Annotated in this window: 8 protein-coding genes and 1 pseudogene; 6 read left to right on the top strand and 3 right to left on the bottom strand. The window is 61.8% G+C overall.

Annotation, left to right across the window (positions count from 1 at the left end; translation table 11 throughout):
- The first annotated feature begins 37 nt into the window (after positions 1-37).
- From HU770_RS27075 to HU770_RS12275, 6 genes are read left to right on the top strand one after another with little or no spacing between them, the layout of a single operon-like run.
- Positions 38-8,359, top strand: a complete 8,322-nt coding sequence (locus tag HU770_RS27075) for a DUF1983 domain-containing protein (RefSeq protein ID WP_238347528.1) — start codon at positions 38-40, stop codon at positions 8,357-8,359.
- Positions 8,359-9,408, top strand: a complete 1,050-nt coding sequence (locus HU770_RS12295; protein WP_186663741.1) for a hypothetical protein — start codon at positions 8,359-8,361, stop codon at positions 9,406-9,408. The genes HU770_RS27075 and HU770_RS12295 overlap by 1 nt, the downstream gene beginning before the upstream one ends.
- Before the next feature lie 11 nt (positions 9,409-9,419).
- Entirely contained in the window at positions 9,420-9,875 is a 456-nt protein-coding gene (locus HU770_RS27070; protein WP_238347529.1) for a hypothetical protein, read from the top strand.
- Positions 9,876-9,932: 57 nt separating this feature from the next.
- A complete protein-coding gene (locus HU770_RS12285) occupies positions 9,933-10,163 on the top strand; it encodes a hypothetical protein (RefSeq protein ID WP_186654712.1) in 231 nt (76 codons plus the stop codon).
- A gap of 57 nt (positions 10,164-10,220) precedes the next feature.
- A complete protein-coding gene (locus HU770_RS12280) occupies positions 10,221-10,709 on the top strand; it encodes a glycoside hydrolase family 104 protein (protein WP_186663740.1) in 489 nt (162 codons plus the stop codon).
- Positions 10,706-11,305: a DUF2514 family protein gene (locus HU770_RS12275; protein ID WP_186663739.1), complete on the top strand. Its 600-nt coding sequence runs from the start codon at positions 10,706-10,708 to the stop codon at positions 11,303-11,305. The genes HU770_RS12280 and HU770_RS12275 overlap by 4 nt, the downstream gene beginning before the upstream one ends.
- 223 nt (positions 11,306-11,528) lie before the next feature.
- Here HU770_RS12275 and HU770_RS27355 read toward each other — a convergent pair.
- From HU770_RS27355 to HU770_RS12265, 3 genes and pseudogenes are all read right to left on the bottom strand, one after another.
- A pseudogene (locus HU770_RS27355) lies at positions 11,529-12,645 on the bottom strand (tyrosine-type recombinase/integrase).
- Positions 12,567-12,968 carry a hypothetical protein gene (locus HU770_RS27060; protein WP_238347530.1) on the bottom strand — a complete coding sequence of 134 codons (402 nt, stop codon included), beginning with the start codon at positions 12,966-12,968 and terminating at the stop codon, positions 12,567-12,569. Before HU770_RS27060 ends, HU770_RS27355 begins: the two are co-directional and overlap by 79 nt.
- 250 nt (positions 12,969-13,218) lie before the next feature.
- Entirely contained in the window at positions 13,219-13,437 is a 219-nt protein-coding gene (locus tag HU770_RS12265; protein ID WP_186663738.1) for a hypothetical protein, read from the bottom strand.
- Positions 13,438-13,697: the final 260 nt, after the last annotated feature.

Below are 13,697 nucleotides of genomic sequence, written 5' to 3'. Positions count from 1 at the left end.
CCGCCTCCGGGCGGTTTTTTTATGCCTGGAGGAAAATATGGGCTCAGCAGCTCACTTCGATATCACCGGCGCGAAGGGTGGTGAGAGCAAGCCGAAATCGCCCGTCGAGGCACCGGATAGCTTGCAGTCGACCAATATTGCCAAGCTTCTGCTGGCCGTGGGTGAAGGTGAATTCGAAGGCACTCCAACCGACCGTGATATCTACCTGGACAACACGCCGATCATGGATGCCAGCGGCAACGTGAACTTCCCGGGTGTGAAGTGGGAGTGGCGCCGCGGCACGATTGAGCAGGACTACATTCAAGGCATTCCGGCAGTCGAGAACGAGACTACCGTCGGTGTCGAGTTGCGCAGCGATAACCCGTTCAGTCGTGCCCTTAGCGACACCAAGCTTTCCGCTGTGCGTGTCCGTATGTCGTGGCCGCGCCTTGCCAGCCAGGACGAGAACGGCAACACCAACGGGTACCGCATCGAATACGCCATCGACATCGCCACCGATGGCGGCGCCTACGTCGAAGCCCACCTTGGCGCAGTGGACGGCAAAAATACCAACGGTTACCAGCGGTCGGTTCGTATCAACTTGCCCAAGGCCGCCTCTGGCTGGATGCTTCGCGTCCGCCGTATCACGCCGAACGCCAACAAAGGCACCGTCGCCGACACGATGACCATCGCGGGCTACACCCAGATCATCGACGAAAAGTTGCGCTACCCGAATACCGCGCTGCTGTACATCGAGTTCGATGCCCAGCAGTTCCAGAACATTCCTTCGGTTACCGTGAAGTGCAAAGCCAAGCGCTGGCCGGTGCCGACTAACTACGACCCAGTGACTCGCACCTACACCGGAGTGTGGGACGGTACCTTCAAGCAGGCCTGGACCAACAACCCGGCGTTCGTGACCTACGGCCTGTGCGTCGAGGACCGCTTTGGCCTGGGCAAGCGCATCAAATCGTGGATGGTCGACAAGTGGGAGATGTACCGCATCGCCCAATACTGCGACCAGCTGGTGCCGGACGGGATTGGCGGGCAAGAGCCGCGCTACCTGTGCGACATGAACCTGCAGGGCCGCGCCGAGGCCTGGACCCTGCTGCGCGACCTGTCGGCTATCTATCGGGGCATGGTGTACTGGGCTCACGGCTCGCTGTTCATGCAGGCGGACATGCCGCGCGCCCAGGACATCGACTATGTATTCACCCGGGCCAATGTCATCGATGGCGAGTTCGTCTATGGTGGCGCCGAGCGCAATACGCACTACAGCCGCGCCTTGGTCAGCTACGACAACCCGGCTAACAACTACGACACCGACGTCATTCCGGTGACCGACAACGCGCTTCAGCGCCGGTATCGGGACCGCCCGGTAGAAATATCGGCGATCGGCTGCACTCGTGCCTCCGAGGCACAGCGCCGTGGTAAATGGGCACTGTTGAGCAACAGCCAGGACCGCACCGTCACATTCAAGACTGGCATGGAAGGCCGCATCCCGCTGCCTGGCTACGTCATCCCTGTGGCTGACGAGCTGGTGGCAGGACGCCCGAATGGTGGCCGGATCTCGTCCGCCGCCGGCCGTGTGGTCACTTTGGACCGTGACACGCCGATCAAGGCTGGTGACCGGCTGATCCTGAACCTGCCGAACGGTACCGCCCAGGCGCGCACTGTCCATTCGGTTTCTGGACGCGTAGTGACTGTGACCACCGCCTATGGCGTGCAGCCGGAGCCAGAGCTTCAGTGGGCGATTGATTACGACGATTTGGCGGTCCAGCTGTTCCGGGTGCTGAAGACTACGCGCACCCAGGAAGGCGACTACGAAATCACCGCTCTCGAATTCAACCCGAGCAAGTTCGCGGCGATCGACACCGGCGCGAAACTGGACGAGCGCCCGATCAGTGTCATTCCGGTGACCACTGTGCTGCCGCCGGCCAGCGTGACCCTGACCTCTACCTACGCGGTGGATCAAGGTATCGGCGTGAACACCATGACCATTTCCTGGCCCGCAGTGCAGGGCGCGGTCGCCTATGACGTGGAGTGGCGCAAGGACAACGGCAACTGGGTTCGCGTGCAGCGCACCGGTGCGGCGTCTGTAGATGTGGTGGGCATCTATGCGGGTGCCTACCTGGCCCGCGTGCGGGCGGTCAGCTCGTTCGATATCACGTCGATCTGGCGCGACTCGACGCTTACCCAATTGAAGGGTAAGGAAGGTCTGCCACCTGCCGTGGCGTTCCTCAATACCTCGGCATTGGTCTACGCCATTGGCCTGGCTTGGGGTTTCCCGGCTGGCGCCGAAGACACCCAGCGGACCGAAATCTGGTACAGCAAGACCAACTCCCGTGAGGGAGCGACCAAGCTGGGCGATTTCGCTTACCCGCAGAAGGACCACACCCTGCAGCTTGGCGCGGCGGGCCTGCAGTTCTTCTTCTGGGCGCGCCTGGTCGATCGTTCTGGCAACGTCGGCCCGTGGTATCCGACAGGTGCCGGCGTGAGCGGGGCATCCAGCAGTAACCAGGCCGAATATGAGGAGTACTTCAAGGACAAGATCACCAATGGCGCGCTTTACCCTGCGCTGCGTGAAGAGATCTCGCTGATCTCTGGTCCGCCCACTCAGGCCGGTTCGGTTGCTCAGCGCCTTGCTGCTGAGGCGACAGCTCGCGGACAAGCAATCGCGGCCGAGGCCACCGCCCGGGGCCAGGCCATTGCCGCAGAGACGGCAGCTCGAACCCAGGCCATCGCTGCTGAGGTCGTGGACCGCAACAAGGCGATTGCCGTAGAAACCCAAGCGCGCACCAAGGCGATCGGCGACGAAGCCACAGCCCGTGCACAGGGCCTGCTGTCTGAAGCCCAGGCTCGCGGTACGGCGATCACGAGTGAGGCGCAGACTCGGCAGTCGGCCGACAACGCATTGGGTCAGCGCATCGATACAGTCACCGCATCGACTGGCAACAACGCCTCGGCCATTCAGACCGAGATCACTGCTCGCACCAATGCGGACAATGCGCTCGGCCAACGCATCGACACCGTGGCGGCCAGCACTGCTTCGAACTCGGCCGCGATCGGCAACGAGACCACGGCACGGACCAATGCGGACTCTGCCCTGGCCTCGCAGATCGCCACGCTGCGCGCCGAATCCGGAGGGTTTGACTCGACGTTGAACTACGGTTTTGCCTCCACCACTGAGGGCTGGTCTGGTACTCGCTGCACGCTGGTGGTTGAAAACGGCCGCTTGATCGTCACGAACGACGGCGCTGGCGCGTACCTCAACGCTCCTGTTGTCTCGATCAAAGGGCGGGACCACGACCGTATCCGTTGCCGGATCACCCGGCGCGCGGGTAGCGGCTGGACTGGCCAGGTGTCCTACGCCACGGCCGGGCACGGCTCGTCGACCGCGTATAACAAGATCATCCCGAACCCTGGTCTGGCTGTCGGGCAGACCAGGGTGCTCGAGTGGGATATGTCGCAGCTCACCAATGGTGGCAGCGACTGGTCGGACAGTACGATCACCAGGTTCTACCTGTGGATCAGCGGCACCGCAGGGGATGTTTTCGAGATCGACTGGATTGCCGTCGGCCAGATCGCGCCGTCGGCCTCGGTGGCTTCGGTCGTGGATGAGCGTACCGCGCGGATCAGTGGCGACGAGGCGAACGCCTCGGCTGTCACCGCGCTGGGCAGCAGCCTGACCACCACCAACCAGAACGTCACCGCCGCCCAGCAGGCCGCCCAGGACGCGGCCACGCTGGCGGGTGGCAAAGGCAAGGTGCTGGTGCAGGCGACTGCGCCGGCCGCTGCCGACCGCCTGGCGCAAAACCTCTGGATCGACACCGCGGGCAACGCCAATACCCCGAAACGGTGGAACGGGACCGCCTGGGTGGCTGTGACGGACAAGGTGGCCACCGATGCCGCTGCGGCTGCCCAGTCCGCACTATCGCAGCTGGCCGGGAAGGCCGACGCTTCGGCGTTGCAGGCGCTCAGCACCACCGTCAGCAACCAGGGCAACACGCTGTCGAGCCAGGGCAGCAGCATCACCGAGCTCAACAACAGCCTGCAGACCACCAACGGTAACGTTGCCACGGCTCAGCAGGCGGCGCAGGCAGCTGCCAGTCTGGCCGGTAGCAAGGGCAAGGTGCTGTATCAGTCGGCGGCGCCGGCGGTTGCTGATCGCCAGGCCGAGAACCTGTGGATCGATACCACCGGTGCAGCCAACACGCCCAAACGCTGGAACGGCAGTGCCTGGGTGGCCGTCACCGATAAGGTGGCAACAGATGCTGCTGCAGCTGCTGCCAGCGCGCTGGCACAGGTGGCGAACAAGGCCGATGCTTCTGCGCTCCAGGCGCTGAACTCGACCGTGACCAGCCAGGGCACCACCCTGACCAGTCAAGGCGCCGCGCTGACCCAGCTCAAGGCCTCGATTGGCCAGCAGCCCGACAACCTGATCCTGCGGGGCAGCTTCGAGGATGGCCTAGTCGATCCCTGGACCGCCGACCCGGTGATAACCAACATCTCGGCGCACCCGTCGGCGGGCAAAGGCATCGCGTTCTACAACAACAGCTTTTGCGGTGTGGGCTTGAATGTCCTAACTAGGGGCGGCGAGCAGTTCGACCTTTCTGCGGATATTTGGCCGAATTACATGACGGCGGGGCAGACCACCCGGCTGCAGATGCAGTTCTATGACAAGGCCAACGTCAACCTGGGCTACTTCACCGCGTTCGCGGTACCGGCGGCGAGTACGGGGTTCAAAACGAACACCGGTCGCATCACGGCGCCGGCTGGTGCGGTCTCGGCCCGGTTCGTGACCCGCACCGAGCCTTCGGACGGTACCGGGCGTTCGCTGTGGTGCAACATCATCGCTCGTCGAGTCACGGCGGCCGACACTGCCAACGCTGATGCGGTGTCCAACCTCACCAGCACGGTCACCCAGCAGGGCGCCACGCTGACCAGTCAGAGCCAGGCCCTGACCGAGCTGAACAGCAACCTAGCGATCACCACTGGTAACGCTGCTGCGGCACAGCAGGCCGCCGATGCTGCCAACGCCCTTGCAGGAGGAAAGGGAAAGGTCATCATCCAGGCGACGGCACCGGCGACAGCGGATCGTGTTCCACAGAACCTGTGGATTGACACAACAGGCAACGCCAATACACCTAAGCGCTGGACCGGGTCCGCCTGGGTCGCGGTGACCGACAAGGCTGCAACGGACGCGGCAGCCGCCGCAGCCGATGCCCTGGCGCTCGCTCAAACCAAGGCAGACGCGTCGGCCCTGCAGACGCTGAGCACCACCGTGTCGAATCAGGGCAGCACCTTGACCAGCCAGGGCGCGAGCATCACCCAGCTGAACAATGGTCTCCAGACCACGAACGGCAACGTGACAACCGCGCAACAGGCCGCCCAGGCGGCTTCTGATAAAGCTGGTGCCAAGGGCGAGGTCATCTATGGCACCGCCGCGCCGGCGACCGACAAGCGCCTGGCGCAAAACCTTTGGATCGACACCACAGGAGGTGCAAACACCCCCAAACGCTGGACGGGCTCCGCCTGGGTAGCGGTGACTGATAAGGCGGCAACAGATGCAGCGGCAGCGGCAGCCAGCGCCTTGGCGCAGGTGGCCACGAAAGCCGAGGCCTCCGCGCTGCAGACCCTGAGCAACACCGTCACCAGTCAGGGCAATACGCTAACCAGCCAGGGCAACGCGCTCACCGGGCTGCAAGCCTCGATCGGCAATCTGGCCGGCAACGGCGCCAACCTGCTCGACAGTGACTACAGCTGGTTGGCGTCGAGCACATTGCCGGTGACCGGCGGCGCCTTGTTGACCAAGACGGGTGTGTCCGTGCCCGAAGCCGATTCCGGTTTCGGCTACTCCCTACGTGCTGATACCGATAGCCTGTTCTCTTACATCGTCATGGCCCCGGCCAACAACCAGGCCAGCTACAACATCCGTGTCGAGCCCGGGGTTTACCTGGTGTCGATGTATGTGAAGGGCGTCACGGCCGGTTCGATGATGGCCAACCTGTACGACGGGGTAACCTCGCGATCGGTGACCCTGCCGTACACCACGGAACGCACGCGCATTACGTTCCCGATCACCATCGCTACCAGCGGCAAGGTCGGCCTGTTGATCTACCCGAACCGCCACGCTGCGGCCAGCGCCTCGATGGTGGTGGACTCGATCATGGTCGAGAAGCGGGTGGGCGAGAGTGACGTCCCTTCGCCGTTTGTGGCAGGGCCGTCGGCGCGCGCAACTGGCGTGCTGGCGGCGGCCGACCAGGCGCTGGATGTTCGAGTGACGCAGACCGAGAGCGGGTTGTCCTCGGCCAGCAGCTCGATTACCAGCCTGGGCAACAGCCTGGCGGCCACCAACCAGAGCGTCACTGCGGCGCAGCAGGCAGCGCAGTCTGCGTCGAACCTGGCCGGCAGCAAGGGCAAAGTGATCGTGCAAGCGGCGGCGCCTGATGTGGCCGACCGTCTGGCCCAGAACCTCTGGATCGATACGACCGGCAACGCGAATACGCCGAAACGCTGGAGCGGCAGTACTTGGGTGGCGGTCAGTGACAAGGCGGCCACGGATGCTGCTGCGGCAGCGGCCAACGCCCTGGCGGTTGCTCAAACCAAGGCGGATGCCTCGGCGTTGCAGGCGCTTAGCACCACGGTGACGAACCAGGGCAACACCTTGTCGAGTCAGGGCAGCAGCATCACCAACCTGACCAACGGCCTGCAAACCACGAATGGCAACGTCAGCACCGCCCAACAGGCGGCGCAGGCGGCTGCTGACCTGGCGGGCAGTAAGGGCAAGGTGCTGTACCAGACTGCCACGCCGGTGGTTGCTGACCGGCAGGCCGAGAATCTGTGGATCGACACCGCAGGTAACGCCAACACACCAAAACGGTGGAATGGCAGCGCCTGGGTGGCGGTGACTGACAAGGTGGCCACGGACGCCGCGGCGGCAGCCCAGTCAGCGCTGACGCAACTGGCTTCCAAGGCTGATGCATCGGCGCTGCAGACACTACAGTCGACTGTAACCAACCAGGGCTCCACCTTGAGCAGCCAGGGTACCGCTCTCACCGAGCTCAAGGCGTCAATCGCGCAACAGCCTGACAACTTGCTGCTGCGTGGCAGCTTCGAGGACGGTGTGACGGACCCGTGGACGGCGACCCCGACGATTGCTGGCGTGACTGCCCATGCCTCGGCGGGCAAGGCGATTTCTTTTACGGCGAACAGCTTCTGCGGCATCGGTGCCAACGTGCTGACCACTGGAGGTGAGCAGTTCGACCTCTCTGCCGACATCTATCGGGGGTACATGACTGCCGGGCAGACCGGCAACTTCCAGATGCAGTTCTTCGACAAGGCGGGGGCGTCTATCGGGTACTACAACGCCTTCACGTTCTCGGCCGGTGGCGGTTTCCAGAGCTTTTCTGGTCGCATTACCGCCCCGGTCACCGCGGTATCAGCGCGTTTCCTGACTCGGATTCAGCCAGCTGACGGTGCGGGCCGGGCACTCTGGTGCAACATGGTGGCCCGCAGAGTAACGGCTGCCGACGCTGCCAACGCAAGTGCGATCAGCAGCCTCAGCAGCACCGTTACTCAGCAGGGCACGGCGTTGACCAGCCAGGGGCAATCCCTGCTCAGCCTGACCAACCGGGTTACCGATGCCGAAGGCGTGAATAGCGCCCAGGCATCGGCCATCAGCCAGATGGATACCACGGTGAAGCAGCAGGGTACGGCGCTCACCGCTCAGGCCACCCGCCTGGACGGGCTCTATGTCCAGGTGAATCCCGAGCTTGAGGGCGATGCCTCCGGCCTAGCTGGCGCAACGGGCAGCCTAGTCGGTGTCTGGACAGAGCAGTCCGCTCGCGTTGAGGGTGATATCGCTCAGGGCAGGCGCGTCGATACGGTGCAGGCCCAGGTAGGCCAAACCAATGCGTCAGTGCAGCAGGTCAGTGAGGTCCTTGCAGGGGTTGACGGCAGGGTGTCGGCTCAGACAACGCTGAAGGTCGAGACGAACCAGGACGGTCGCAAGGTCGTCTCGGGCATCGCGATCGGCAGCAACGGGGAGGAGGGCGAGATCCTGCTGATGGCTCAGCGGCTGGCGATCATCGATGGCGTGAATGGTCAGACGATCCTGCCGTTCGTGGTGCAGAACGGGCAGGTGTTCATCAATCAGGCGGTGATCAACAAGGCATTCATCCAGGAGATTGTCGCCGGGATGAGCATTCGCTCTTCGGCGTTGAACGCCCAAGGGTTGCCGCTATTGGAGATCAACTTTGCCGCCGGGACGTTCACGCTGCGCGGCCAGGATGCAGCTGGTTCAACGCTGCTGAATAACGGCGGTTTGTATGTGTATGACCTGAACGGGATCGAGCGTGTGGCAGTGGGGAGGTTGACCTGATGGCGACGATCTATGGGCTGCGGACCAAGGATGCGTCCGCAAGGATTACTCTCGATACCGGCACTACGCCGATCCGGTCGCTGAAAATGCTGCAGGTGGCCTGCAATGGAAGCTTCGAGCAAACCTTTTCGGTGCCGGAGATCAAGAGTGATTCTTTCGTGGTGGTGGATCGGTTGGCACCAGTGACCGATCCCACCACCAACTGGTCACCCCAGGCCTGGTACTCAGCTGGCCAGCTAACCATTCGACGCGGCTTCAATGAGACCTGGCAGGTGCTGGTGCTATCCAGTGGTGGTGCGCCATTCTCAGCGTCGGGTGAGTACGGCATTCGCTCGGTGACTAACAGCTTTCAATCACAGATTGATTCGGTCAACCGAGTCCTGAATGTGATGTACCAGGGGTCGTTTACTTTTCCTGCGTGGAGGGACGATCAGCCGTACTTGAATGGGTTTAACTTCCCAACGCCGATCACGACCGTTGAGCGCCCCCTGGTGTTCTTCAATGGTCCCGGGCATTTGCTGCTGCAGAATTTCTATGTGCAGGGAACGCCTGGAAATTGGACCGGGTGGCGAGTGGCGAAGTACGCGCATCCTGATCTAGGCCCCGTGTGGATGGAGGCCATGAAGGTAGATTGGTTTGTAGCAAGTTACTCCGCAAGCCCTGTGCCCGCGGGTTCCTACGGCGCAACGGTGAGTGACTCAGCGAATGTGAGGATTTTCACGTCAACCAATAACATTGTTCAGCTGAATAATCAGCCGGCAAGCAATTCCTTTGTTGTGGCAGGCACCCCGATTGTCAACGTTGGCTACTACGCCACAAGTTGCCAGATGCCTTGGACAAACAATGCGTCAGACTATTTTTTAGGCAATGCCTTATTGACACCGACCTATATTCCTGGCGCAGGCACAGCTTGGCCCTGGCGAGCAACAATAGGAGGTTTCTTAAACGGTCGCCGGGATGTGCTGCAGGCTTATACGGAAAACAATGACGGCATCAATCCTGTTGATCCAAACGGTCGAACGCTCTTCGCAGCACGACCCAATCTTTAGCAAGGACTCACATGGCCAAACAAACTATCAGTCTTGGGACAGCTCCGACCGGCGCGGGCGGCGATGACCGTCGCAGTGCCTGGCTCAAAGCCAATGCGAATTTCGACGAGCTGTATCAGTTTGTCGATGGCTTTCAAAGCGGAGCGAATGCCAACGGCTCCTACGTCAAATATCCTGATGGCACGATGGTGGTCACAGGTTTCGTCACGCTTCCGGCTCAGGCCCTGAGCATTGGCGTATCAAACACCAGGCCCTTTGCTGCGCCATTCGTTACACCGCCTACCGTGGTGTATTCCTGTGATGGCGCCTCCGGTACCGGCGCGCAGAACGACGTCGGCCTGGTGAACATGAATGGTACGTACATCAATGTCACCGTCAGTCAGTTCACGCTCAACTCTTACTCCTATCGCAGTGCAACGGCCAATGCCACACGCTGGTCTTTCACCGCAACGGGGCGGTGGAAGTAACAACCCAAACCTCAATACACCTGCTTCGGCGGGTATTTTTTTGCCTGGAGAAACCCCATGCCTTACATCGCCATCAATCTCAGCAACGCCTACGACGCTGAGAACAACACCCGCTTTGCCACTGCCGAGGAAGCCGACGCCCGCGCTCGTGCGATCCTGAACCAGTTCCCGACCGCGCAGGTGATCACAGCCCAGGTGCTGAAGGAGTACAGCGCCAAGGTGTCAATCACCGCGAAGGCGCCGGTAGAGCCCGAGACCGCACCGGCACCTGAAGAACCTGCTGCCTAAACCCTTGCAACCAACCCAAGCCCGCCTAGTGCGGGCTTTTTTGTGCCTGGAGAAAACATGGCCAGACTCACCGAAACCCAGGTCGGAGGCGCGAACGTGCTCCGGTTTCTGGATCTGATCGCCTTCGCCGAGGGCACCCAAGCCGTTAAGGGTAGTGACGACGGGTACAACGTTCTGTTCGGCAAAGGCCTGTTTCAGGGGTATACCGATCACCCTCGCCAGAAGATCACCCGGCTCTCCAACGGCAAGCCGATCACCAGTAGCGCGGCAGGTCGCTACCAGTTTCTTGCCGGTACGTGGGATGAACTGGTGAAGCGCTACGGATTCAAGGGTCGCTTCACGCCAGAAGCGCAGGACCTGGCCGCCATCAAGCGATTGGGCGAGCGTGGCGCGCTGCAGTTGATCAAGGATGGAAAGATCCGCGAGGCAATAGCCAAGTGCGCCAATGAGTGGGCCAGTTTTCCCGGCAACAACTATGAGCAGAACCCCAAAGCCTTGGGCGTGTTGCTCGCTCAGTGGCAGAAGCTCGGCGGGGCGCTGGCGTGACCTGGCTCGGCACGGTGCCGGCCTGGTGCTGGTGGCTGATCGCCTTGGTGCTGGTCGCCGGCGGCCAGCAGTATCGGGTGGTGGTTGCCGATGGCGCGGCTGCCGATGCCCTGGTGGAGGCTGCCAAGTCCGACAAGGCCCTGGCCGACTACCGCCTTGAGGTGTCCGAGCGCGACCGGCGCGCCGATGCCCAGGCTCGAGCCGAAGAACAACGCCGCCAGGCCCTGGCGGACGAGGAGGGAGAGGGTGCACGACAACAACTGGAAGTGGCTCAAGGCCGCGCCGCTGCTGCTGAGTCTGCTGCTGGCGGGCTGCGCGGCGAAATCGCCCGACTGCGCGCCGGCCGAACAGCAACCTGCGGTGCCATCGCTGCCCAGCAGCGCCAGGCAGGAACCTCTGCCGTCGTGGTGCTCGGGGGATTGCTTGAGGAAGCTGACCGAATGGCGGGAGTCTTCGCGTCAGCGCTTGAGCGAAGCCGAATAGCCGGGCTGGCCTGTGAGGCGGTGGTCGATGGAGTCCGCCGTGGCGGTGAGCACCTATATAAAGGAAGGGAATCGGTCGGCAGAACGCCGGGGCGGGCTGGCCAGGGCCAGTGACTTTTGAAGTGACATTTGCCAGGATGCGTCCGGACGCGTGAAGCCTCGTTGCAGCGAAAGCAGGGCCGGAAGTCCTGTGTTATCAAGCCATTACCGTGGCTTGTCATGCATGGGGTGCAAGGGGTCGAGTGTTCGAATCACTCCGTCCCGACCAATAATCCCAATGACTTAGCCACCTACGGGTGGCTTTTTCATTTCTGCGTGTGGGGATTTTTTCGGGACATCATCCGATTTTCCTCTTCAGTATTGTCAGCACCGGGCCCACGCGAGTCCGTTGTTGATACCATGTTCGCAGCCTCAATCAGCTTTCCCAGCTCAGCGCCGGAGTAATGACTGGTGATGCTGCCGTTCTTGTGCCCAAGCAGTGACTTCCGATCTTCTTCAGTAACGCCCGCAGCCCGCAGTCGGCGGCCGAAGGTGTGCTTCAGGTCGTGAATCCTGATCGAGGCGTACCCAGGGTGAGCGGGGCGAAGGTTTTCCTCCTGCCAGAGTTTCGCCGCTCTCACCCGAGCCTTCTTCCAGGCTGAGTCGTTCATCCGGTGCATCGCGGTGCCGTTGTATGGGAAAACCCATTCATTGCTGACCCCGCGCTGCCGCTCAATGATCGACTTGGCCACCACCAGGCGCTCGTCGCCATTCTTTACGCCCGACCGGGCGTGTCTCCCGCCGAAGTCAGCGGGGATCAGGAAAACACTGGTCCCAAGTTCCGGCACCGATATCTCCCAATCCCACCTGAGCTTGCACACCTCCTGCTCCCGGCAACCTGTGTTCACCTTGAACAGAGCCATCGTTTTCAGGTGCCCCGGCAATTCGCCAAACAGAATCGACTGCTCCTCCCATGACATCGGGTAGGGCTTCCTGCTCGACTTCTTCTCCTCGAGCTTTTTCAGCATTGGCACACTGTCCAGCCAAGGCCGCCGATCATCATCACGCCACTTTCTTGCGCAGAGGGTCAGAACCCGAACTGCGCGCTCGATCGCGATGTTGATTGTCCGGTTGCTCACCGCCTTCTCGATGGAACCGTCTGGCAGCACCTTTTCCGTTTGGCGGTCCCGGATGAAGGGCTCCAGCGCCTGGTCGTCAATGTGCGTCAGTGGCAAATGCCCGAGGTATGGGTGTAGCTGCTTCATGCACAATGCGGTGAGGTGAATTGATGGCTGATCCTTGACCTCAAGGAGGTAGCGCATTGCCGCTTCCTCGAATGTCCGTATCTGCCGTACGCCGTACACCTTCTGCTGTCGCAGCTTTTCCAGCTTATGGATCAGGTACTGCTCTGCCTCTTCCCGGTCACCAGTTCCAGTACTTTCTCGAATTCGCTCCCCTTTGTAGACTTTGTCGATTTGCCAGACACCGCCCTTCTCGTAGAGGCCGGTGATCGTTTTTCGCGCCATGTATCATCTCCTCGGCGCTCGCTGCGGGGCCGATTGTTGTCCTGTCCTGTGGCTTTTTCAATTGCCCTGGCTTCGATGTAGGCGTCAGCCCACTCGTCGAGCTCCTGGCGGTCGAAGGCTACGCCCTGTTTTCCGATAGGGAATTCACGCACGTTCGGCCTGACCGTCTTGTTGAACTCATCCCGACACATGCCGAGATACCCAGGCGCATCGCCAAACCGGATGAACCGCGGCTGAATGCTTGAAGGCTTTGCTGCTGTGGCATTCGCCATGTAGATCTCCACGCCGCCGGTGGCGGCAGGTTGGTGGTCAGGCTGCCGGTGCAGGCTCTACGCGGTAGTACTCGGTTGCCCGGCAACGCGGGCAAACCATGGTGCTGAGGCCTTCTGCCCACTTGCATGGGGCTGGAACACGCTCGCTCTCTTTATGCTTGTTGCGGCACCGGCAGCACTTCACGGTGATATCGAACATAGAGAATCCTCGCCCGCGCATGTCGGCGGGCTTGCGTTGTATAGGGAGGGGTTAGGCGCGGTTTCCGCGCTTGCAGAACCAGTCGAGGGCGTCACAGATGAGCGGGTTTTCGTACCAGTCTTCGATCCCGCGCTGCTCATTGCGGTCGCGAAAGAAGGTGGGCCCGAGGTAGTTGTGCCAGCTCATGAACACCCTGGTGCCGTCGGCCAGAGGCAGGCGGTAGAACGGCGAGTGGCAGACAAAACCGTGCTTGATGCGGATGCAGGTCATTGCGGACCCCTGTAGATCAGGTAGGCCATGTACATCAGGGGTAGGGTCATAGAAGATGTCCTCCGGCATCCAGCAGGGCGTCTCGATCTTGCCGAAGCTGATCGCGCTCTCTGATCAGGGCCTTGATTGCGGTTGAAATATTGCGGTGCCCCAGCTCGATGGTGATGGCAACGCATATAATGCGTTAGGGATCACCTCAGCCCGGCTTTTGGCCGAGCCAAACCCGCCTGGAACGGCACCACGCCGGACGGGCTATCACT

This window comes from Pseudomonas sp. SWRI68, from assembly GCF_014269165.1.
In the GTDB taxonomy this organism is placed as follows: Bacteria; Pseudomonadota; Gammaproteobacteria; order Pseudomonadales; family Pseudomonadaceae; genus Aquipseudomonas; species Aquipseudomonas capeferrum.
This window is presented reverse-complemented; position numbering and strand designations above follow the sequence as displayed.